Source organism: Lysinibacillus sp. RS10 (assembly GCF_041956855.1).
GTDB lineage: Bacteria > Bacillota > Bacilli > Bacillales_A > Planococcaceae > Lysinibacillus > Lysinibacillus xylanilyticus_A.
This window is the reverse complement of the sequence record NZ_CP167122.1, coordinates 3,945,928-3,969,876: the sequence shown is the minus strand read 5'-3', so window position 1 is coordinate 3,969,876 and position 23,949 is coordinate 3,945,928. Positions and strand designations below refer to the sequence as shown.

Annotated in this window: 19 protein-coding genes; 12 read left to right on the top strand and 7 right to left on the bottom strand. The window is 36.3% G+C overall.

What is annotated here, in order from left to right; translation table 11 throughout:
- Nucleotides 1–9: 9 nt before the first annotated feature.
- On the bottom strand, nucleotides 10–552 hold the full coding sequence (locus tag ACB089_RS20170; RefSeq protein WP_368636889.1) for a helix-turn-helix domain-containing protein: 543 nt from the start codon (nucleotides 550–552) through the stop codon (nucleotides 10–12).
- Nucleotides 553–957: 405 nt separating this feature from the next.
- Here ACB089_RS20170 and ACB089_RS20165 point away from each other — a divergent pair, with 405 nt between their 5' ends.
- The 4 genes from ACB089_RS20165 (at nucleotide 958) to ACB089_RS20150 (ending at nucleotide 3,548) form a co-directional block, all read left to right on the top strand.
- A complete protein-coding gene (locus ACB089_RS20165; RefSeq protein WP_068983325.1) occupies nucleotides 958–1,500 on the top strand; it encodes a peroxiredoxin in 543 nt (180 codons plus the stop codon).
- Between the two features lie 181 nt (nucleotides 1,501–1,681).
- On the top strand, nucleotides 1,682–2,134 hold the full coding sequence (locus tag ACB089_RS20160) for a TlpA family protein disulfide reductase (RefSeq protein ID WP_368636887.1): 453 nt from the start codon (nucleotides 1,682–1,684) through the stop codon (nucleotides 2,132–2,134).
- 267 nt (nucleotides 2,135–2,401) lie between these two features.
- Entirely contained in the window at nucleotides 2,402–3,064 is a 663-nt protein-coding gene (locus ACB089_RS20155) for a TrkA family potassium uptake protein (RefSeq protein WP_068983505.1), read from the top strand.
- Nucleotides 3,065–3,068: 4 nt separating this feature from the next.
- Nucleotides 3,069–3,548, top strand: coding sequence for a hypothetical protein (locus ACB089_RS20150; RefSeq protein ID WP_223552816.1), 480 nt, complete (start codon nucleotides 3,069–3,071; stop codon nucleotides 3,546–3,548).
- Between the two features lie 167 nt (nucleotides 3,549–3,715).
- Here the strand turns inward: ACB089_RS20150 and ACB089_RS20145 are convergent, their stop codons facing one another.
- A complete protein-coding gene (locus ACB089_RS20145; protein ID WP_368636885.1) occupies nucleotides 3,716–4,978 on the bottom strand; it encodes a dicarboxylate/amino acid:cation symporter in 1,263 nt (420 codons plus the stop codon).
- Nucleotides 4,979–5,385: 407 nt separating this feature from the next.
- Between ACB089_RS20145 and ACB089_RS20140 the strand changes: the two genes are divergently transcribed.
- The 5 genes from ACB089_RS20140 to ACB089_RS20120 all read left to right on the top strand — a co-directional run bounded on the left by ACB089_RS20140 (nucleotide 5,386) and on the right by ACB089_RS20120 (nucleotide 12,845).
- Nucleotides 5,386–6,987 (top strand): ATP-binding protein, encoded by a 1,602-nt coding sequence (locus ACB089_RS20140; protein ID WP_374963640.1) that lies wholly within the window; start codon nucleotides 5,386–5,388, stop codon nucleotides 6,985–6,987.
- Nucleotides 6,988–7,692: a response regulator gene (locus tag ACB089_RS20135; RefSeq protein ID WP_374963639.1), complete on the top strand. Its 705-nt coding sequence runs from the start codon at nucleotides 6,988–6,990 to the stop codon at nucleotides 7,690–7,692. It begins immediately after the preceding gene.
- 330 nt (nucleotides 7,693–8,022) lie between these two features.
- On the top strand, nucleotides 8,023–10,545 hold the full coding sequence (gene mprF / locus ACB089_RS20130) for a bifunctional lysylphosphatidylglycerol flippase/synthetase MprF (RefSeq protein ID WP_374963638.1): 2,523 nt from the start codon (nucleotides 8,023–8,025) through the stop codon (nucleotides 10,543–10,545).
- Between the two features lie 813 nt (nucleotides 10,546–11,358).
- On the top strand, nucleotides 11,359–12,324 hold the full coding sequence (locus ACB089_RS20125; protein ID WP_374963637.1) for a S66 peptidase family protein: 966 nt from the start codon (nucleotides 11,359–11,361) through the stop codon (nucleotides 12,322–12,324).
- Nucleotides 12,325–12,344: 20 nt separating this feature from the next.
- Nucleotides 12,345–12,845 carry a GNAT family N-acetyltransferase gene (locus ACB089_RS20120; RefSeq protein WP_374963636.1) on the top strand — a complete coding sequence of 167 codons (501 nt, stop codon included), beginning with the start codon at nucleotides 12,345–12,347 and terminating at the stop codon, nucleotides 12,843–12,845.
- A 347-nt stretch (nucleotides 12,846–13,192) separates the two neighbouring features.
- Here the strand turns inward: ACB089_RS20120 and ACB089_RS20115 are convergent, their stop codons facing one another.
- Complete coding sequence (locus tag ACB089_RS20115; RefSeq protein WP_374963635.1) at nucleotides 13,193–16,282, bottom strand: efflux RND transporter permease subunit; 3,090 nt, start codon at nucleotides 16,280–16,282, stop codon at nucleotides 13,193–13,195.
- A gap of 99 nt (nucleotides 16,283–16,381) precedes the next feature.
- Between ACB089_RS20115 and ACB089_RS20110 the strand changes: the two genes are divergently transcribed.
- Complete coding sequence (locus tag ACB089_RS20110; protein WP_374963634.1) at nucleotides 16,382–17,215, top strand: TetR/AcrR family transcriptional regulator; 834 nt, start codon at nucleotides 16,382–16,384, stop codon at nucleotides 17,213–17,215.
- A gap of 38 nt (nucleotides 17,216–17,253) precedes the next feature.
- Here the strand turns inward: ACB089_RS20110 and ACB089_RS20105 are convergent, their stop codons facing one another.
- The 3 genes from ACB089_RS20105 to ACB089_RS20095 all read right to left on the bottom strand — a co-directional run bounded on the left by ACB089_RS20105 (nucleotide 17,254) and on the right by ACB089_RS20095 (nucleotide 20,288).
- The gene (locus ACB089_RS20105; protein WP_374963633.1) at nucleotides 17,254–18,027 is read right to left on the bottom strand and encodes a protein kinase; all 774 of its coding nucleotides are present in this window, start codon (nucleotides 18,025–18,027) and stop codon (nucleotides 17,254–17,256) included.
- Between the two features lie 378 nt (nucleotides 18,028–18,405).
- On the bottom strand, nucleotides 18,406–20,073 hold the full coding sequence (rnjA, locus tag ACB089_RS20100) for a ribonuclease J1 (RefSeq protein WP_374963632.1): 1,668 nt from the start codon (nucleotides 20,071–20,073) through the stop codon (nucleotides 18,406–18,408).
- Between the two features lie 5 nt (nucleotides 20,074–20,078).
- Nucleotides 20,079–20,288 (bottom strand): DNA-dependent RNA polymerase subunit epsilon, encoded by a 210-nt coding sequence (locus tag ACB089_RS20095; RefSeq protein WP_068983311.1) that lies wholly within the window; start codon nucleotides 20,286–20,288, stop codon nucleotides 20,079–20,081.
- Nucleotides 20,289–20,730: 442 nt separating this feature from the next.
- Here ACB089_RS20095 and ACB089_RS20090 point away from each other — a divergent pair, with 442 nt between their 5' ends.
- Complete coding sequence (locus ACB089_RS20090; RefSeq protein WP_368637008.1) at nucleotides 20,731–21,501, top strand: Cof-type HAD-IIB family hydrolase; 771 nt, start codon at nucleotides 20,731–20,733, stop codon at nucleotides 21,499–21,501.
- Nucleotides 21,502–21,879: 378 nt separating this feature from the next.
- Here the strand turns inward: ACB089_RS20090 and def are convergent, their stop codons facing one another.
- Nucleotides 21,880–22,437 carry a peptide deformylase gene (def, locus tag ACB089_RS20085; protein ID WP_374963631.1) on the bottom strand — a complete coding sequence of 186 codons (558 nt, stop codon included), beginning with the start codon at nucleotides 22,435–22,437 and terminating at the stop codon, nucleotides 21,880–21,882.
- A gap of 395 nt (nucleotides 22,438–22,832) precedes the next feature.
- Here def and pdhA point away from each other — a divergent pair, with 395 nt between their 5' ends.
- Complete coding sequence (gene pdhA / locus ACB089_RS20080) at nucleotides 22,833–23,948, top strand: pyruvate dehydrogenase (acetyl-transferring) E1 component subunit alpha (RefSeq protein WP_374963630.1); 1,116 nt, start codon at nucleotides 22,833–22,835, stop codon at nucleotides 23,946–23,948.
- Nucleotide 23,949: the final 1 nt, after the last annotated feature.

Below are 23,949 nucleotides of genomic sequence, written 5' to 3'. Positions count from 1 at the left end.
CTCCTTAAGCTATAAATATGAATCCGTTGCGACGAGTAAAATTTTTGTTTCTGCAGCATGTGCGTTAAAAATTTGGTGATGATCTGCCGCATCAAAATAGAGAGCATTGCCTTCGCTTGCAATATACTGTTCATTCCCCAAAACGAGTCGAATGCGCCCTTTCACAACATAAATAAATGTTTCTGAGAGCGATGGCTCAAACTGTTTGAACTCGCCATCCGCAGCAAGTGTCAAGAATATTGGCTCCATCTCTTTTTCGTTTGATGTCGGAATAAGCCATTGGATTTCATATTTTTTTTCTTCGTCCGTATAAGTGGATTGATCTTCTTCTGTATATACAACCTTTTGTTCAGGTGCTTCATCATCGAAAAATTCCTTTGGTGTTGACCCTAAAACCTCTAATATTGAAAATAGCGTTTCAATGGAAGGAGAATTAAGATCACGTTCTAATTGTGAAATATACCCCTTACTTAAATCTGTACGTTCTCCAAGTTCCTCTTGGGTAAGACCTTTTTTTAAACGAAGCGCTTTAATTTTTGCTCCTATTTGCATCTTTTCCCTCCTAGAAGAAGTTTAGCAATCATAAACTTTTGAAATATGAAGTTTACTTTAACGAAACTTTTAGTTTACTAAAACCATTACAATTATACATAATAATGACGAATTTGCAATTGTTTTTTATGAAAAAAAGTAGATAAAATTTTTAGAAATTATACATAAATGACGCGTACAAAAATTTTGTTGATTCTAGAATAAAATTGTTAATAATAGCTAATAAATAGGCTGTAGTAGCCATTCCACTTGGGAAATTGACGAAAATTTGTCAGATAATTTCAAACTTGTACTTTAGTGAAGCTTACTTGTTTGAAAAACTACGATTACTCTGCTATCGTAGAAGACGAGTTCGCTGGTGCGGATGGAATATATACACTACATATTTAATCGGAGGGATTTATTATGGCAGAACGCATGGTAGGTAAACAAGCACCTAACTTTACAATGGAAGCAGTACTTCCAGACAAATCTTTTGGCAAAGTATCATTAGAAGACATGAAAGCACAAGACAAATGGACAGTTTTATTCTTCTATCCAATGGACTTCACTTTCGTATGTCCAACAGAAATCACTGCAATGAGCGATCGTTACGATGAGTTCGAAGACTTAGATGCAGAAGTAATCGGTGTTTCTACTGATACAATCCACACACACTTAGCTTGGATTAACACTGACCGCACAAAAAATGGTCTTGGTGAGTTAAAATATCCATTAGCAGCAGATACAAATCACCAAATTTCAAAAGAATATGGTGTATTAATTGAAGAAGAAGGTATCGCACTACGCGGCTTATTCATCATCAACCCAGAAGGTGAATTAAAATACCAAACTGTATTCGATAACAACATCGGCCGTGATGTAGACGAAACTTTACGTGTACTTCAAGCTTTACAAACTGGTGGTCTTTGCCCAGCAAACTGGCGTCCAGGTCAAGCAACTCTATAATTAACTTCTTTCAGTTACTGAATGACGCAATTATGCCGAGGCATAATTGATGTAGAGTTTTTTATGGCAGGCATTGAACTGAATTCGAGGCTTGGCGAAATTGATCATTCAAAAATAAAGAGTCCCCACAGCAAGTTTGTGGGGATTTTTAAGCTTCATAGCAGAAAAGGAGGATATTATTATGAAACTTCGTGAACAAATGCCAGAACTTGTAGGTGCAACTACTTGGCTAAACGGTGAAGTAACAAAAGCGGACGTTGTAGGCGAAAAACCAACTTTAATTCATTTTTGGTCAGTTAGTTGCCATTTATGTAAAGAAGCAATGCCAGATGTGAACAATTTCCGTGATCAATATAAAGACGAGTTAAATGTTATCGCTGTGCATATGCCACGCTCTGAGGAAGATACAGATTTAGAGACAATCAAATCTGTAGCAGCTGAGCATGATATCGTACAACCAATCTTTGTTGATAGCGAATTGAAGCTAACAGATGCATTTGAAAACCAATACGTACCTGCGTATTTTGTCTTCGATAAAGATGGTCAGCTTCGTCACATGCAAGCTGGTGGTAGCGGTATGAAAATGCTTGAAAAGCGTGTGAATCGCGTTTTAGATGAAATGCGCAACGCTTAAATAATATGATAAAAGGCGGGGATCAATAATTCCTCGTCTTTTTTATGTGAAAATACAATTTTACTTACCATTACGGTTGTGATGTGACCCGCTCGGATCCAGGCGTGATCTGAGCGAAAAAGGGATCAAGCCGATCGGATTCAGATGTCACCTGAGCATTCCTTTAAAGATGTCATTTCTTGACGAATAGTCGTTTGCTTTGACGATACATATAGCAGAGAATAAGTTACAATAATGGTATAGTAATTTTCGGAGGGGTTTTTAATGATGAAAAAAGAGTTTGCTGTCATTGGACTTGGACGTTTCGGAGGAAGCATTGTTCGCGAATTAATGAGTCAAGGCGCACAAGTTATGGCGATTGATCATTCCTCAGAGCGGGTGGACGAGTTTGCTTCAATTGCCACACAGGCCGTTATCGCAGATTCGACGGATGAATCGGTTTTAAATTCATTAGGTATTCGTAATTTTGAGCACGTTATCGTAGCGATTGGTGAAAATATTCAGGCAAGTATTTTGACGACCATTATTTTAAAAGAAATCGGTGTTCAGCAGATAACTGTAAAAGCTCAGAATGACTACCATGAAAAAGTACTACGCAAAATAGGTGCCGATTTTGTCGTTCATCCTGAGCGTGATATGGGGATACGTATTGCCAATAATATGTTGTCCAATACAGTGCTTGATTATTTAGAGCTTTCAGATGAACATTCAATTATGGAGATTAAGGCCAATGATACGATTGCAGGTTACTCCGTTATGGATTTAGATATTCGTGCAAAGTACGGGATTAATATTGTAGGTATTAAGCGTGGTGCAGATATTATCGTATCTCCGCAGGCGAGTGATAAAATTTTGCTAGGAGATATTATGCTTGTCATTGGTGCTGATGTAGATATTAATCGCTTTGTCAAAAAGGTATTGAATGGGTAAAAAAATGAATAAACGAAGATGGAAATTAGTCATATTTGCTGCGATTATACTTATTGTGTCTTTTACTTTGCAGTTTCGTGAGAAAAATGAGGAAGAGGCTATTTCACATATTTTAGATCAGGCAACAGAAATTGATGCCATTGAGCTATTAAAAGGAGAGCAATCCTTATATAGGACAACAGGTCAAGATGCAACAGCTTATAGTGAAAAAAATCCTCTAAGCCATGTCAAAAAACTAAGCAAAAAAGAAAGAGCGATATTTGAAGAAAAGCCAGTCTATCATATCGTCTACGATATTAAAGGTGAGCCTTTATATGAGGTCGATATTTTAAAGGTAGCAATTAGCTCGGAGCTAAGTGAAGAATTACAACAGATGGTTTTTAATGTTGGAGATCAGCAATATTTAATATACTGGACAAAAGAGAAAAAAGCACTTGAGCAATCAACAAATACGCAACGCTTGCTTGAACAATATGGAAAATAAACAAGGGTAGTGGAACAGCAACCAAGCTGTCTTCACTACCTTTTCTTATTGTAAAGGAAACTATAGTTTTTTTACCTGTTGATAACCTAGAGCATCGTCATCGTCTAGGCTTCAAACGCTACATCCTTGAGGTCGCCTTGATCCCATTGGCACAAGTGGTGAAGCGCCTAGGAAACAATAGTAGTTTTTCCTTGAAGTGCACGTTCTTGCATTTCTACGTCAAACTCTTTTTCAGATTTTGAAACGACTACACAAGCTACACCGTTACCAATTAAGTTTGTTACGGCACGTGCTTCTGACATGAAGCGATCAACACCAATTAGTAGCGCAATCCCTTCTACTGGAATAATTGGGAAGGCAGCAAGTGTCGCTGCTAATGTGATAAAACCAGATCCTGTTACACCAGCTGCACCTTTAGATGTAATCATTAAAATCCCAAGAAGTGTAATGATTTGAACCCATGTCAATTCCATTCCGTATGCTTGTGCAATGAATAATGCAGCCATTGATAGATAGATGGAAGTGCCATCAAGATTGAAAGAATAACCTGTTGGTACTACTAATCCAACTACTTGCTTTGAACAACCGAAATTTTCCAATTTGCGCATCATCGAAGGTAAAGCAGATTCAGATGATGATGTACCGATTACTAAGAAAATTTCCTCTTTAATATAAGCGATGAATTTGAAAATGTTAAAGCCGAAGAATTTTGCAATTGTGCCTAAAACAATGACTACGAATAAGAACATTGTAATATATACTGCCGCCATTAATAGACCTAAGTTGCTTAACGATTTCAACCCAAAATTACCAATCGTATAGGCCATTGCGCCAAATGCACCAATTGGTGATATTTTCATTACCATACTTACGATTTTGAAGAAAATTTCTGCCACTTGTTCAAAAAATGTAATGACAGGTTTTGCAGGTGCACCAATAGAAGCAGCTGCTAAGCCGAACAATATTGCGGAGAATAACACAGGAAGTAATTGTCCTGTTGCAAGCGCACCTACTACGTTTTCAGGAATAATGCTAGAGATGAAAGCACCTAAGCCTTGCTCAGTCTCTGAGGCAGCCGTAGTATATTTTGAAATGTCAGTTTCGGCAGCACCTGATGTATCTAATCCTGTACCTGGGCTAACAATCATTGCAACAGCAATCCCGATTGCTAAGGCAATAGTAGAGACAATCTCGAAGTACAGCAACGCCTTACCTCCGATTTTCCCAACCTTTTTCATATCTCCCATACTACCGATTCCGATTACAACGGTTAAGAAGATAATTGGAGCGATTAACATTTTTATTAACTTAATGAATAAGTCTGCTAAAATTTTAAGGCTTGCACCAAACTCAGGGAAGATAGCTCCGACAATAATCCCTAAAATGATCGCAGCTATAACCTGAACAGTCAAATTTTTCAGTAATTTCATTTTATGCTACCTCTTTTCTAAATTTTCTTTTTGATATCGTTTTCACTAGATTTATCATAGCGAATCCTTTTTGAAAAAAGAGATTTAGAAAATAAGAAACATATCGTTCATTAAGTATATTTTTTCAATAAATTAAAAGAAATGTAGTGTTCTCAATTATTTTAACTGTTATGGTACTCTTAAAATAACATAATATTGTTATAATACAAAAATAAAAAATAATAGAAAATTCTGTTTTGTAGCATTTTTTTGTAATATTGTTCATTAAGTTCATGATTTTCTCTTACTTATGTCAACTAAAAGTGTTGTCAAAAGAATTTTTTGAAGATAATCTTAAAAGCATATCAATCATTAGTAGAAGTGTGTATGTTAGTGCAAATGTAGATGGGAAAGGAAGGAATCTTTAAATGATGAAAATGCCCGTAAACGGCAAAATACTGTTAGTGACATTTTTAATCATTGCATTCTCCTTTTTACTTGGTGGCATTTTTGTGCTTGGTAATCTATTAACTGAGCAAGAAAAGGATTATGGTCAGCGTGCTATGCTCGTTGCAGGGACTGTATCGAATGTGCCAGAGATTAGTATACATTTGAAAAATGACAATATTAAAGAAGCGGCGAAAAATGTCAATAAAATTGTAGATGGTATTCGTGTTGTTAATAAAGCAGAGTATATTGTTGTGATGAATATGGATCGTATTAAACTATCCCATCCCGTCAGTAAAGAAATAGGGAAACGTAGTGAATCACAGGATTTAAATGCTGCCTTTAGTGAGCATTATTATGTATCGAAGGCGCAAGGAGAAGCCGGTGTCATGATTCGAGCTTTTGTCCCTGTCATTGATGATCACAAAGAACAAGTTGGCGTTGTTGTTGTAGGATATGCACTACCAACTTTTAAGGAAATATTGCAAAATTATGAGCATGACATTGGTATTACGATTCTCATATCGCTTGTTTTTAGTATTTGGGGGGCATACACACTTGGTCGACATATTAAAAAGCAAATGTTTGGGCTAGAACCTCATGAGATTGCCAAAATGTATGTGGAACGAACAGAAACGTTTAATGCTATGCATGAAGGCATTATAGCGGTTGATAAGGAAATGAATATTACAATTTTTAATGAAAAAGCAGCTGATATATTAGGTGTTACTAGAAAGATAGAGGAGTGTATCGGTGAAAAGATTTACGATGTTTTGCCTGACACACGATTGCCTGAAATTGTTGAAACGGCAACGCCTGTATACAATCAAGAGTTATACATAAATCATCATAGTATTTTGAGTAATCGAGTTCCGATTATTGTAAATGGTGAGTTAGTCGGTGCCGTTGCCATGTTTAAAGATTTAACAGCGGTGAAAAAGCTGGCGGAAGAGGTAACAGGTGTTAAAGCTTTTGTTCAAGCACTACGCGTACAAACACATGAGCATAAAAATAAACTTCATACGATTGCAGGGCTTCTGCAATTGGGACATACAAAGCAAGCACTTGAATATGTTACTTCTACTACTGAAAATGAAGCCTCGTTAACGAAGTTTTTGAATGAACGCTTTCATAATGAAAATATTTCAGGATTATTACTAAGTAAAGTTAGTTATGGCAAGGAATTAGGCATACAAGTAGAAATTGATCGAAAAAGTCATTTTAAACGTTTTCCACCTCTATTAGATCATCACGATTTTGTTGTCCTATTAGGGAATTTAATCGAAAATGCTTTTGAAGCGTTAAATGTTCTTTCCAAGGATGATAAATATGTAGCGATTTCTGTAGATGAGCATGACGATGTGTTAGCAATTGCTGTTTCAGATAATGGAATTGGGATGTCTGAAGAGGTGCAAGCACGTATGTTTGAAAATGGATTTTCTACGAAGGCAAGTGAGAATCGCGGGATTGGCTTGCATTTAATACATGAAATTGTTAGGAAAGGCAATGGCGATATTGAGGTAGTAAGTGAATTTATGAAAGGGACAAGTTTCTTAATCTTATTTGAGTTAGGAGGAGAATAGATGGATGTAATTAAAGTGTTATTAATTGAAGATGATCCGATGGTACGAGAAGTGAACAGGCAATTTATTGAACAAATTAATGGATTTTCATTAATAGGCTATGCTGGCAATGGGATTGAGGGTATTGAGAAGATTAAGCTATTAAAACCTGAGCTTGTCTTTATGGATGTTTTTATGCCTGAGCAGGATGGCATTATTACGCTAGGGAAAATACGCGAAGAACATCTTCCGGTTGATGTTATTGCTGTGACCGCAGCTAATGATATGCCAACTGTGCAACGGATTTTACACTTAGGTGTCTACGATTATATTATGAAACCTTTTACGTTTGAACGAATTGAGCAAACTTTAAAAGATTATCAGGCGTATAAAAAGAAAATAAGTAGCATGCAAGATTTAACTCAACATGACATTGATCATCTAATGCAGCAGCGCATACCAGATCAAATAGTTGTTCCTCCAGTCACCGAGACCATTATCATTAACGAGCTACCAAAGGGTTTTAACCGAGCAACCTTAGATAAGGTGCTTTCCTATATTCAAGAAAGTAATGTTGCGGTGTCAGCAGAAGAAGTGTCCACTTACATTGGAACAGCCCGGGTAACAGCTCGACGTTACTTAGATTTTTTAGAAAAACAAAATTTATTAAAGGTGGATATCCAATATGGAAGTGTGGGACGTCCTATCCATCGATATTATATATAGAGAATGAGCGTACCTATGAGTATTGAATAAAGGGTACGCTTTTTTCTTGATGTCGATATTTTTTAAAAGTTGGGCGATAAAGCGCTGAAAAGTATCGATAAATTTTAAAAAGTCTCGTTAAATCTTAAAAAAGTCTCGATCAATCTCAAAATTGTTTCGATAAATCTCTCAATATTGCTTCTTGTCGTTTGCTTGAAAAATTAGGTAGTAAAAAGTACAGGTGTTAGAAAGATTCGCTCATGAGCAAACTGTATATGAATTGATATGAGGCAGTATGGACAAAACGGAAGATATGGTTGATTTCAAAACTTATGGGGAGTAGGTTTAGACATGTTTATCGTTCGAAAAGAGGCGCTGTTGAAGTTTTTGAAAATTCTATTTCCGATAGTACTTTTAGCGATAGCTATTTATGAAATTCAACAAACGGTAAGTGGGATAGATGTTCATTTACTTCGAAAAGAAGTGAATGAATTACAGTTATGGGAGCTCTTGTTGATACTTTTTATCACCTTCTGTGCTATTACACCGATGATTTTTTATGATGTTATTTTAGTGAAAATAGTAGGAATCAAAATAAATTACCGTATTTTGCTGAACCATTCATTTATCGTAAATACATTCTCAAATCTTATTGGCTTTGGTGGTCTAGTCGGTGTATTTCTGCGTAATTATTTCTATTCAAAATATAAAGAGGACAAGGAAGACTTGTTAAAAAGTATTGCCTCCGTAACACTCTTTTATTTATCAGGGATTTCTCTGTTAGCTTGGATCATGTATATATTCTTTTGGGACTTCCCGTTGCTGAAAGAAGTACGATGGTTATCGATTGCAGTCATTATTGTCAGCTTATATGTTCCGGCTTTTATTGTTATGCGCATTATTCGCTATAAAAAAGCGAATTCTTTAAATCCAAAGGTATCTCTTCAGTTGATGATCACTTCAGTAGCTGAATGGCTTGCGATCTTTTTAGTTATTTGGATATTAACTTTAATTTTAAAAATACCGATAGAATTATCCGCTTTAATTCCAATATTTTTAATTGCTTCCTGTGCGGGAATAGTCAGTATGATTCCTGGTGGAGTTGGCTCATTTGACCTTGTTTTTTTGTGGGGGACTCAAAATTTAGGAATTGCTGATGAAAAAGTGCTTTTTTTATTAATTTTGTACCGGGTTGGCTACTTTGTGCTTCCATTTTTAGTTTCCTCAATCTTGTTTATAAAAGAATATTGGAATCGTTGGAATCAATCATGGGAAGACTTGCCGAATATTATTTTTCAAAAGCTTAGCCATATGTTGTTAACAGTATTAGTATTTATCTCTGGCATTTTGTTATTACTATCAGCGGCGGTACCTGGCATTTTAAGTAGACTAAAAATAACTCAGGAATTTTTATCCTCGCCAATCATGAATGTCTCTCATCAATTGACTGTTGCAGCAGGCTTTATTCTCTTAGGATTATGTAGGGGGATTAAATATAAAGTAACAAGGGCATATCAGTTTACCATCATTGTGTTAATTAGTTCTGCACTGTTTTCAATTTTTAAGGGCTTTGACTATGAAGAAGCTATTTTTTTAGTGATTGTCACAGTGCTGTTAATTGCGTCAAAAAAACAATTTTACCGTGAAAGTTATGTATTGACATGGGGGATAGCCTTGTTTGACCTTGCTGTAGTGACAATCATTACAGTGATGTATTTATTGATTGGTTATGTGAACTTACCTACTTCTATCATTCATATTCCAGTTGCGCTACAGAACTATATTATTACAGATTACCGAGATCTATTTCATAGTGCTTTAATGGGTATCCTAATAGCAATTTTCATTTTTTATATAGGTTATTTTATCCGTGCACCTAAGAGAATGGAAATGCTTGTGTCTAGGGAGCGAGAAGATGCAATCAAAAATCATTTGATGACTTATAAAGGGACGGAGTATTCACATTTAATTTTTTTACATGATAAATTTGTACATTGGAATAAAAAAGGAACAGTTTTATTTTCTTATCAAATATTTGCTGATAAGATCGTAGTGCTTGGAGATCCAGTAGGAGATGAATCTGATTTTTTATCTGCTATTCAGGAGTTTTTAGAATTGGCGGATAAACATAGTTATAGACCTGTCTTTTATGAAATTAATAATAAAATTTTCTCTTCATTACATGAGAATGGGTATAGTTTTTTTAAGCTTGGCGAGGAAGCATTTGTTGATTTAGAAAAGTTTACACTTGCCGGTAAGGGAATGAAGGGAAGTCGCGCGATAAAAAATAAATTTGAACGAGAAAATTTTACTGTGGAATTTATATGCCCTCCATACTCACAGGAAGTAATGAATGAATTGGAACAAGTATCAACGAAATGGTTGCAAGGAAGGGCTGAAAAGGGCTTTTCTCTTGGCTTTTTTGATGAACGCTATTTAAGTACTTCAAACATTGCTGTTTTACGTGGAGCAGAAGGAATTATTGGCTTTGCCAGTATCATGCCAATGTACGATAATGGCGAAAGCGTCTCAGTAGATCTGATGCGTTTTAAACCGGGAGCACCATCTGGCACGATGGATTTCATTTTTTTATCACTATTTGAATGGGCAAAAGCAGAAGGCTATCGCGTTTTCAATATAGGGATGTCGCCATTGTCAAACGTCGGACAGTCTAGGTTTTCCTTTTTAAGTGAAAAAATTGCAGCACAAATATTTTTACATGGGCACTACCTCTATCATTTCAAAGGATTAAAAAACTTTAAATTAAAATATGCAGATTTTTGGGTGCCAAAGTATGTAGGGTATCGAAAGAAATCTTCATTGCCGTTTACAATGGCACAAATCACGCTATTAATTGGCAAAAAGAGGAGATAGATAGCCGAATCAAATTTTAAGGAGCCTGTGCTGCCAGTATAATAAAATGCATTGGTCGCACCTAGCTTAAATTGAAGTATTCGCTCGGCCAATCGAAAAAAGATGCATTGCAAAATTACTTTGCGATGCATCTTTTTTCGATTGGATTTTTATCGTCGGATGAATGGACATCCAATGAAGGTAGAACCGTGGACATCGCTGATAAAAGAACCTCAGAATCGCTGATAAACCCCGAACATCGCTGATAAAAGGGTCAGAATCGCTGATAAAACCCGAACATCGCTGATAAAAGAGCCGGAATCGCTGATAAGCTCCGGACATCGCTGATAAAAGAGCCGGAATCGCTGATAACCCCCGGACATCGCTGATAAAAGAGCCGGAATCGCTGATAAACTCCGAACATCGCTGATAAAAGGGTCAGAATCGCTGATAAAACCCGAACATCGCTGATAAAAGAGCTGGAATCGCTGATAACCCCCAGACATCGCTGATAAAAGAGCCGGAATCGCTGATAAACCTCAAACATCGCCGGTAAACGATGATTTTATTTTTCACCCAGTTAAATGCAGGACTAAATGAGCTGAATGCCCCCAGTCGGAACGGAAATAAACGACACGTTATGGCGTTAATACTAAAAATTGTAAATTTATATTTGATTTTCCATTAGTGCTTTGTCATAATAGAGAAAATTTTAGTTGTGGGGTGAGTGGTGATAATTAATAGGGGTGTTAGGCTTTACGAGATTCAGAAACCCTTCTTTTTAGAAGAGAGGTTAATAGTAAAAATTGAAACTTATTAGGGGGAGGGAGCAGTTTGCGTGTTCCAAAGAAATTAACAGTAGGTGATGAGATACGGGTTATTGCACCTAGTTGTAGCGCAGCAATTATAACAGAAGAAGGCGTTGAACAAACAAAGAAGAAACTTGAAGAGTTAGGCTTTACTGTATCCTATGGGCGTCATATTTTTGAATGTGATCTTCAACAATCTTCCTCAATTGAGCATCGAGTTTCTGATATTCATGATGCCTTCCAAGATAATCATGTGAAGGCTGTCTTAACGGTTATTGGTGGTTTCAATTCTAATGAAATATTACCCTATCTAAATTATGAAATGATAGAAAATAACCCAAAAATACTTTGTGGTTTCAGTGATATTACAGCTTTAGCAACCGCTATTACAAAAAAATGTGGATTTGTTACGTATTCGGGGCCACATTTTTCTAGCTTTCTTATGGAACAAGCACAAAACTATCAGCTATCATATTTTCAAAAATGCTTAATGGAAAATAAGCCATATACGATACAAGCATCAAGCATTTGGAGCGATGATGCATGGTATTTAGATCAACATAATCGTCATTTTGAAGCGGCTAGCTGGAAGGTATATTCTGAAGGGGAAGCAAGTGGGCAATTATTTGGCGGAAATTTATGTACATTAAATCTACTTCAAGGTACCCCGTATATGCCTGATTTATCGAATAGTATTTTATTTTTAGAGGATGATGAACTAGTTACTCCAGAAATATTTGCTCGTGATTTTACCTCATTATTACAAGCTACTACTAATATTAAAGGTATTGCGATAGGGCGCTTTCAAAGAGCTTCTAAAATGACAGAGGAACAACTACATTTTATGTTAGATAAACATCCAACTTTAAGAAGAATTCCAGTTATCTATGATGTGGATTTTGGACATACACAGCCGATCTTTACATTCCCTATTGGTGGAGAAATTCAAATGGACACAAAAGAATTAATGATACATGTCACTAAATTTTAGATAGAAAGGAGGCAACAAAAATGTTTATAAGGGAAGCAAGAATAGAAGATGCTGAACAGATCATGGCTGTTATCAAAAATGCGGAAGAGTCTAATTTTATGTTATTCGCGCCAGGCGAACGACAGTTAGAAGCTGAACAATTTACTAGATTTATTGAGAATATTTACAAAAACAGTCATTCAGCATTATTTATAGCTGAAATAGATCAGACAGTGGTCGGTTATTTAATTGTTCAAGGGAGTACACCATCTAGACTTTCACATCGAGCCTATATTGTCGTAGGTATCCACAGTGATTTTAGAGGAAGAAAAATTGGCACTGCATTATTTGGCCACTTAGACAATTGGGCAAAAGAGAAGGGCATGCATCGCTTGGAACTTACAGTAATGGTGAATAATATTGCAGGCATAGCCTTATATAAAAAAATGGGATTTGAAGTTGAAGGGACTAAAAGACATTCACTATATGTTGATGGTGAATATATGGATGAGTATTACATGTCAAAATTATTGAACGTTTAAGAAACACAAGTCGAATTAAAAGCTACTTATACAATTGCAAAAATGTCTATTGTACGAGGCTTGATTGTAAACTAAATAAGTAGAGCCTTGTTGGATTTTCAGCAAGGCTCAATCTTTGTAAAATAATCATTGTCAATAATAGCATACATTCTCACATTTTGATGATTACCCTTAACAAACATACTTTTTCGTAACAGACCCTCATAAAGCATACCCGATTTTTCCATTACTTTTTGGGAACCGATATTTTCCTCAAAGCATCGTGCTTGGATTCGAGCTAACTTTAATTCGTAAAATATAGAAAAAGGGCCCCCTTCAAAGGAGAGCCCTTATTTTACATGTAATTATTAATTTTCTTCAAAATCTTTTCGGTTTTTCTTTAACATTTTAGATAACATTTCATAGACGATTGGTACAACTACTAATGTTAACAATGTTGAAGATAGTAAACCACCGATTACGGTAATCGCTAGGTCTTTTGAAATTAAACCACTGCCACCACCGCCGAGTGCCATTGGGATCATTGCACCGATTGTTGCAATGGCCGTCATTAGAATAGGGCGTAAACGAGTTGCACCTGCTTCTAAAATAGCCTCGCGCATAACGAGTCCGTCGCGTTCCATATGGATAATGCGGTCTACTAATACGATGGCATTTGTCACAACGATACCGATCAGCATTAATAGTCCCATCATAACAGAAACAGAAATTGTTTGATCTGTGACGAACAAGCCAACAAATGCACCAATTACTGCGAATGGTAGTGAGAACAGAATAGCGAATGGTGCTAAACCTTCACCGAATGTTACGACTAGAATGAAGTAAACGATAGCGATTGCAGCTAACATAGCAATTCCAAGTTGTGTAAATGTTTCTTGCATATCTGCAGCCACACCTGAAACCCCAGTCGTTACACCTTTAGGTAAATCTAATTTATCAATCTTTTCATCAGCAGCAGAAGTTGCTTTTGAAATATCGTCTTCGGTAATCGTACCAGAAACGGTTGCGTAATATTCGCCTTTAGAGCGAGCTAAAGAGTTAAGCGTAGTGCCTTCTTCTACCTTGACTAATTCACCAATTGTCATTGTTGTACCTAAAGCTGTCTTGATTTCGGTAGCTAATACATCATCAAGAGATGTAGCTGCTGCCTTTGCTTCACGTTGTACAATGACATCAATATCTTCACCGTCATACTTGACTGATGTTAAAACTTCTGATGATGTATTTGCGTTCAAGGCCATTACGATTTGAGCGGTAGTTAAACCATATTGTAGAACATTCTTTTGATCTACTTTTAAAATATGCTCAACATATGGATCTTCATTATTAGATTTTATGTCTTCTAAGCCATCAACTTCTTTTAATGCACCTTCGACTTGTTTCACTGCATCACGAAGCTTATCTAAGTCCTCGCTGTATAATGAGTAACTTACTTCATTTGAAGACGTAGACGCTGACGAGAAGTTTTGAGATTTCCATTCTCCTGATTGACCAATGTTAGCTATATAGTCTTCTACTTCTTTTTTTGCTTTAGGGAAGTCTTCCATATCTGGATCAAAGATGAGGTACATTAATGCACCACCGGCGCCGCCGCCCATCATCATTGCAGAAGGATCAACATTCTTAGGATCATTGATAGAGACTTGTAAAATATCTATGTCTTCGCGTTTCATTAATTCTTTTTCTACTTGTGCAACATTTGCTTCTGTATCTTTCATTAGCTCGCCTGTAGCAGGTGTATACGATAAGTACATAACCTTTTCTTCTTGAGAGCCCATGAAACTGAAGCCGATGAGTGGTGTTAAAGCAAGAGAACCAACAAGCATTACAATCGCTATTACGGATGTAATGATTTTATGGTTTAATGTCTTTTCTAGTACACCTTTATACCAAGTAGCTAGTTTACCAACTTCTTTATGCTGACTTTCTTTTTTCTCACCGTATAATTTTTTACGGAATAAGAAGTGAGATAAAGCAGGAACAATTGTAATCGCCACTATTAAGGAAGCACCTAGAGCAAATGACATCGTTAATGCAAACGGCATGAATAGTTCACCAACCATACCACTAACAAAAATTAATGGAGCGAAAACTGCTACAGTTACTAATGTAGAAGAAAGGATTGGTTTGAACATTTCAATTGTGGCTTCGCGAATAAGAGCGCGACCTGTTAGTTTTTCTTCTTTTAAATGGATGCGTCGATATATATTTTCAACAACTACAATGGAGTCATCAATTACACGACCAATCGCCACGGTAATCGCACCGAGGGTCATAATGTTTAATGTGATATCCATCCAGTTTAAAAGTAGCAAGGCCATGAATATTGAAACTGGGATTGAGATAATCGAAATAATTGTTGATTTGAAATCACGTAAGAATAGTAAAATAATTAGTACGGCAATGGCACCACCGAATACTGCTTTTTCAATCATTGTGAAGACTGAATCTTCAATCGGAGCACCTTGGTCAAGTGAAATATCTACTTTTAAACCGTCTATTAATTTTTCTTCTTCTTTAATTAAGTCTTTTACTGCATTCACGACTGTTACCGTATTGGCGTCTTGGTCTTTAACGATTTGAATGGCAATCGCATCTTTACCATTTGTACGTGACACAGATTGTACTTTACCTTCTACTTCAATCGTTGCGATATCACCTAAGCGAACGAATGGGGAAGGGTTTGTAGCTGAAGGCGTGACTGGGATTAATAAGTCTTTTAATTCATCTACAGATTTAACTTTCCCGTCTACCGAAACCGCTTGTTCACCGACAGTAAATTGATATAAACCAAGTGACAGTGACATATCGCTTGCTTGAATCATTTGCTCGACAGATTCCTCTGTTAAGCCGAGAGCAGCCATTTTCTTTTCGTCATATTTAAATGACACTTCATTAATGTGCTGACCATTGATAGTTGCAGAAGCAACACCATCAATTTTTTCAATTTTAGGAAGTAAAATGTCTTCTACTGTTGACGTCAATTCAACAATATCTTCCTCAGAGCTACTTACTGATAATGCCACAACAGGCATCATATTCATGCTAATCGCCATAATTGTAGGCTTTTGAGCACCTTCAGGTAATGTTATATTATCTAAAGCGGACTCTAATTGGCGCTTTTTCTCATCCATATCAATGCCGTAGTCGTATTCAACTTGAACTTGTGCTACGTTAGAAGAGGATGTTGAGTAAACGGCCTTAACATCTTCTAAACTTTCAATTGATTTTTCAAATGGAATGGAAAGTTCATTCATCACCTGTTCAGGGGTTGCACCAGGGTAAACACCCATAACAATTAAATATGGTATGGAAATATCAGGTATAGATTCCATTTTCATTTTTGTGCCTGAATAAATACCAGAGACAGTGATGATAATTGTTAATAGCCACACTGCCAATTTGTTTTTCAATACGAAATTAACTAAACCTTTCACCTTTACACCTACCCTTTATTGACTTACTAATTTCAATTATTTATACTAATGACTAATTGGTCACTTGTCAATGAAATACATTAGGAGAGAATTAAAAGTATGTTAAAAAAGCAACTAATTATGGAGAAAGCATTAGAGTTATTCTCAGAACAAGGCTTTGAATCTACATCTGTACAGCAAATTACAGAACGATGTGGAATTTCAAAAGGAGCATTTTATTTATCTTTTAAAACAAAGGACGAGCTTCTTGTTTCGATGGTAGAGTATTATCTACAGCAATTTGTTACCGATGTTGACCAAGTAGTCAGGAGTTCGCTTAGTAAAGATGTCATATTAGTTGAGTTTTACAAAAGTATTTTTCAAGCGTTTAAAAAACATTCTGCATCTGCCCGCGTTTTTTTAAATGAGAAAGTTCTTCTTACAAAAAAAGAATTGTTTCAAAAAATAAGTGCTTATGATGCCGAGATGTCAAAGTCGATCATCTATATGCTTGAACAGCTTTATCGGGATGAACTCCATAAGACAAAATATGATGTTATGTACTGCATTAAAGGATTTATGAAGAGTTATGCAGAACTTTTTATTTTTTCCGATATACCATTAGATTTAGATCAATTGGCTAAATCTTTAGCGGAAAAGACGGACATTATTGCACGGCATACAACGATTCCGTTTATCACGGAAGAGCTTGTTCAATTGACAGCAAAACCATGTAATGAAGAAGTTACAAAGGAATCTTTGTTAGAATTAATTGATCAACACCTAAGTGGTTTAGAGGAGTCAATTGAACGTGACTCTCTTGAATTGTTAAAATCTCAAATTGATGATCTAACCTATAGCAAAGCAATTGTAAAAGGTTTAATCGAAAATATACGCTTACAGCCGGAGCATAGATGGGTTGCTTATATATTAAAAAAATTTTTTAAGATTTAACTAAAGGGAATGAATTGTTCACTAACAGGGTGAACAATTCATTTTTTGATTGGGAGTAACTGTAGGGCTTCCATTGAACTGTTAAAAGGTTTTTGAATCCATAATAATCGTTCCAGGAAATTCGTGATGTCATTCGGTAGAGCTAATTCTTCTTGCCAAGGCTTTTCTTTATTTGTAGAAGGCTTGTAGCTTGAGTACAGTAAAAATAATAAAAAATGACCAACAAAATATAAATCACTAATATGATTTTCAGCTTGCTTTGGGTTATCGATTAAAGAGAAATCTACATTTTTTTTAACGGTAGCAAGGCCGAAATCAATAATATACAATTGTTGATTGGCAAATAAAATATTGGGGATGCGTAAATCTCGATGTATTATGCTATTTTCATGTAAAACAACTATTTGTTGTAATAATTGTTTCGTGATTAAAAGTGATTGAGAGATTGTAAATATTTGGCCTTCATCAAAAATGAGCTGTTCAAATGTTCGGCCATTGATATAATCCATGATAAAAAAAGGTATATCTTGAATAGTACCTGTCAATTGAATAGACGGAATACTAGGCATTGATAAACGTTGAAGAATTTCAATTTCCTGCATAAACTTACTTTTCGTCTTTTGATGGCGTCGATGTTTTAATCGTAGGCATTTTAAAACAAAAAGCTTTTTCGTGGATTTTTCCTCTATTAAATATGTTCGACCGTACGAACCGAAACCAAGAAGTTTAACGAAAGAGAAATTTTGCTGCGCTGCTATATACCGTTGAACTTCTTGATCGAAACGTTTTTCGGATAATTGATTCCACCACATTAGCTACTGAAGAAACTCATTGAACTAAAGAAGCTACGTGAGCTTTTGCGATGGCTACGTTTATAATGTTTATGGCCGTAATAATTATGACGCTTGGAAAACTTTTGATGGCTACTTGATGAATGGTGATGTTTTTTAGATGACCCGTTGAGTATGGAATGAAGGATTTTATCTAACATAAAAACGCTCCTTTTTTGTTTTGATACTTTTATATACGTAAAATAAAAAAGAGAGGTTTCAAAATTTTTAAAATAAAATACGTTGCTGTTTGCTTTGGGTATTGTTGGAACACGCGCTTTTTGAAAACTGTATTCTTAATAGGATTAAAACCAATTAAAAAAGAAGCTACGTAATTTACGTAGCTTCTTAGTGATGAGGCTAAACCTCCATAATAATCGGTAAAATCATAGGTCGACGTTTTGTTTTTTCAAATAGATATGGTCCTAATACGTCAGTGATTTCATTCTTTAGCTCAGTCCATTGAGGAGTTTTGCCTTGAATTGTTTCGTTTAAATGACGATTTAGCATTTTTTGTGCTTCATTAATCATCGTACCAGACTCACGCATGTAAACGAAGCCTCGTGAAATAATGTCTGGGCCGGAAACGATTTTCTGATTTTCCATATCAACACTGACAACAACAATGACTAAACCTTCTTCAGAAAGAATGCGTCGATCGCGAAGCACGATGTTGCCGATATCTCCAATACCATTTCCGTCAATATAAACGTCTCCTGAAGGAATGCGACCAGCTACATGTGCTTCATTAGGACTTAATGCTAGCACGTCGCCATTCTCCATGACGAATGAATTTTCAAGTGGAACATCACAATCTTCTGCTAGATGAGTATGCATTTTTAGCATGCGGTACTCACCGTGAATTGGCATAAAGAATTTAGGCTTCATTAAGCGTAGCATCAATTTTTGTTCTTCCTGAGAACCGTGACCAGAAGTATGGATATTATTTAGTGCACCATGAATAACTTCAGCACCTGCGCGGAAAAGTAAGTTGATAATTTTGTTTACACTTACTGTATTTCCGGGTACTGGTGAAGAAGAAAAGATAACTGTGTCACCAGGCTGAATTTGAATTTGGCGATGTGTACCATTGGCAATACGAGAAAGTGCGGCCATTGGTTCACCTTGAGAGCCTGTACATAATATCATAACTTCGTTAGCTGGAAGTCGATTAATGCTTTGGGCATCAATAAATGTATCCTTCGGTGCATTAATATAGCCAAGTTCACGACCGATCGTAATGGCGTTATCCATTGAACGGCCAAAGACAGCAATTTTTCGTCCGTATTTTATGGCAGCGTCTGTTGCTTGTTGTAAACGGTGAATGTTTGACGCAAAAGTTGCAAAGATAATACGACTATCAACCTTACGGAAAATTTCATCGATACTTTTTCCAACTGTACGTTCTGACATTGTGAAGTTTGGCTTTTCAGCATTTGTACTATCTGAAAGTAAGCACAGTACGCCATCACGTCCGATTTCAGCCATTTTTGTTAAGTTAGCTGGCTCGCCTACTGGTGTAAAGTCAAATTTAAAGTCACCTGTATGCACGATGTTACCAGGTGGTGTTTTTACGACAACTCCGTAAGCGTCTGGAATACTATGTGTTGTTCTAAAGAAGCTAACAGACGTTTTTCTGAATTTAATAACATCCTCTTCTTTAATTTCGATAAGTTTTGTTGTACGTAGCAAGCCGTGTTCGTCTAATTTATTACGCAATAAGCCAAGTGCCAGCTTACCACCGTAGACAGGGACATTTACTTGACGTAATAAATAAGGAATACCACCGATGTGATCCTCATGTCCGTGTGTAATAAATAATCCTTTAATTTTGTCGACGTTACGTACTAAATACGTATAATCTGGAATAACGTAGTCAATGCCGAGTAAGTCATCTTCTGGGAATTTGATGCCGGCATCGATTAAGATAATTTCATCTTGAAATTGAACGCCGTAAGTATTTTTGCCGATTTCGCCCAGTCCGCCGAGTGCGAAAACAGCTGCTTGGTCATTTTTAACAAACTTCATGTTTGTTAAATTTCCTCCAAGATGAAGTTCGGACTTGCTTGTTCGTAAGTTAAATAGTTACCTTCAAGCAGTTGAATGAACTCGATGTTATAGTTTCGGTCTTTTAGCTTTTCACGTACTTCGCGCTCTGAAGCAGCTTCAAGATATAGACTTTTAGTGTTTTCGCGAACTGGAATTTCATTTGCATCTTCTTGATAATAAACTTTGTAAATCATAGTTTGCTCTCCTTTTATTGCGTACAATTTTATTGCACCTTTGCCTAATACCACGCACGTACTACAAGAAAAAACAGCGAATTTCTAGTATACTGAGGAAGAAATAAGGCGTTTGAAGTTCTTGTATCTCAATGTTTCAAATTTGCACTACGACAAGGCATAATTGAATAAATCGTTGAGACAGTGGTTGCACATAGCCAAATAAATGCATTTCCTTTATATTATCACGCAGTTACTCTAAAATAAAGAAAAGCCCTTCAAATAATGAAGGGCAAATGTTAGGCAATTGATTTTTTTCCGAGTATGCCGCGAAGTTGCTTCAACAATTTACGTTTTAGTTTCTTCAGCATGGCACATCACTCCTTAGGATCATTATAACGAAAAATTATGCATGCGTAAAGTTATTAACCTTTGCAGAATACATACGAAAGGGACTATTATGATGAAGAAAATTTTATTTTTTGACGTTGATGGAACGCTTTATAACAGTGAAAAAATATTGCCAACTTCTGCGAAAGAGGCGCTTTTTGAAGCTCGTCGTAAAGGATACGAGCTTGCAATTGCTACAGGACGAGCACCTTTTATGATTCAATCCTTATTAGAGGAGCTAGATATTAATACGTATATTACCTTTAATGGACAATATGTCGTTTATAAAGGTGAGGTTGTCTATACAAATGGTATTAAAAAAGATGAGCTAGCCGAAATTATTGCTTTTGGTGAAGCGCGAAATGAACCGGTAGTATTTTTAGATGACAAGCAAATGATTGCATCTGTTGGAAATGATCATAAGGTGGCAGAAAGCTTAAATACATTAAAATACCCGTATCCAAAGCTAGACTCATCTTATTATATGCAGAACAATGTCTATCAAACACTTATATTTATGGAAGAAAAAGATGAACTTTTGTATCGTGAAGCATTTCCAAACGTACAATTTGTACGCTGGCATCGCTATTCTTGTGACATTTTACCAAAGGGTGGTTCAAAGGCTGCTGGCATTGAAAAGGTGCTTGAAAGAATGGGACTTACATTGGAAGATGCTATTGCTTTCGGAGATGGTATTAATGATATAGAGATGCTTCAGGCTGTCGGTACCAGCATAGCGATGGGGAATGGGCATGAGAGAGTGAAGGCTGTTGCTACTCATGTAGCTGATCATGTAGATGAGGACGGTATTGCAAAAATTATGCGTCAATTAAACATTATTTAACTTCTTTCAGCGTTTGTTTAATCATCTGTTGAAATAGAGGGACTCAGCCTAAGAATGTCACGTCCTGTGGCAATGGCTGATTGACTAACATCATCTTGTTATCGCTTCGCTTTCGCAAGCGCAAAGCCGAATCTGGACGCAATTATGTCGAGGTATAAATGATTGAAGAAAATAAAAAAGCAACTAGTTGGAGAAAATAACTACAACTAGTTGCTTATTTTAATTACATAGTAAATTATTCGATGTCAATAAATTTATTCATAGTCTTTAATTAAATGGAGAGTGAAAAGAGATGGATGAAAAATCGCAACGGGTTGCGAAAAGAAAATAGACCCTGCGATGTCAAATGAACCGCATGGGTGTTTTCTTTATGTACTCTTAGTCACGCTCGTATGGTTTAGAGTCTGGAATTTCTGCAAATGGACTTTTTTCATTTATGCGATCGTAAAACATGATGCCGTTAAGGTGGTCTAATTCGTGTTGGAAGGCTATAGCAGGCAAGCCTTTAAGTCTCATTTTTTTCTCTTCACCGTCGACTGTTTTAAATTTAACTGTAACGCGAGCGTGACGTGGTACATAGCCTGAGACGTTGCGATCAACAGAAAGGCAACCCTCGCCTCCTGTAAGGTATGTGTTTTCAACAGAGTGACTTACAACTTTAGGGTTTATTGCTACAAAACTTAATTGTTCGCCATTCTCATCTTTTAAATGAAGAGCAAACATTCGATGTAGACTATTTATTTGATTGGCTGCTAATCCAATACCGCTACGTAAATCATATTTATCTGCAATTTCAGGATCTTGGCTGTTTATTAAATATTGAAGCATGTTTTCTGCGAGTTGTCTTACTTCATCAGTTAGAGGGAATTTAACCTCCTCGGCTTTAGTGCGTAAAGTCGGATGACCTTCGCGAATAATATCATCCATTAAAATCATATGTGAATCTTCCTTTCAACTTTGTAGTGCTTTACTTATAAGTATACATCACGTATTAATACAATCACATGAAAAAAGACCTTATTTGAATATACTTAAAAAATTTTTCTATAGCTATTAGATTGTCTAGAACTGGGGCATTCTACTATTGGTGATCAAGTAGGGAAACCTAATAATTGTGCGCTCTAACTATATTGTTATAATACAGTTGGTGTCATTTTGTGATACAGAATAAGACAGGGGTCTTAAATAGTTATTTCAGAAAAAATCTTTATTTGTACGCGTAATATATGATTGACCGACCGTATTTTATTCAGTATACTGAGTGCAAAGAATAAGTTGTACTAGTTAAAAAGGTGATTTATTTTAATACAGTTGAAAGGGAGATGTGACAAATGAGCAAGAAAAACAACAATATTTTTGATGCTAAACAAACGCTAACTGAAATCGAAGATAAGTTTGAAATGTTTCAAATTTTGAATGAAGAAGGCGAAATTATAAATGACGGGGCAGATCCAAAATTATCTGACGAGGAGCTAGTTGAATTAATGACGCGTATGGTTTATACACGTATTTTAGACCAACGCTCTATTTCACTTAACCGTCAAGGTCGATTAGGCTTCTATGCACCAACAGCTGGTCAGGAAGCTTCACAACTCGCTTCACAATTTGCATTAGAGAAAGAAGATTGGATTTTACCAGGTTACCGTGATGTACCGCAAATCGTATGGCATGGTTTACCTTTAGATAAAGCATTTTTATTCTCACGTGGTCATTTCTTGGGGAATCAGGTTCCAGAAGGCGTAAATGTATTACCTCCTCAAATCATTATCGGTGCTCAATATGTGCAAGCAGCAGGCGTAGCACTTGGTATTCAAAAACGTGGTAAAAAAGCAGTAGCTGTAACTTATACAGGTGATGGTGGTTCATCGCAAGGGGATTTCTATGAAGGCATTAACTTTGCAGGTGCGTTTAAATCACCAGCAATCTTCATTGTACAAAATAACCAATATGCGATTTCAACACCTCGTGAATTACAAACAGCGGCGAAAACAATCGCTCAAAAAGGTGTAGCAGCAGGCTTACCAAGTATTTTAGTAGATGGAATGGATGCACTTGCAGTTTACGTAGCAACACGTGATGCACGTGAGCGCGCAGTGAATGGCGAAGGTCCAACTTTAATTGAAACACTATGCTATCGCTATGGCCCTCATACAATGGCAGGTGATGATCCAACACGTTACCGTACATCTGATACAGATAGCGAATGGGCACAAAAAGACCCGCTTGTACGCTTCCGTAAATACCTAGAGGCGAAAGGTCTATGGGATGAGAAAAAAGAAGAGGCTGTAATTGAGCGTGCAAAAGAAGAAATTAAAGAGGCGATCAAAAAAGCCGATGCAGCTCCAAAACAAAAAGTAACAGAGTTAATGGAAAACATGTATAAAGGCGAAATGCCATCTAATTTAAAAGAACAGTATGAAATCTACAAAGAGAAGGAGTCGAAATAAC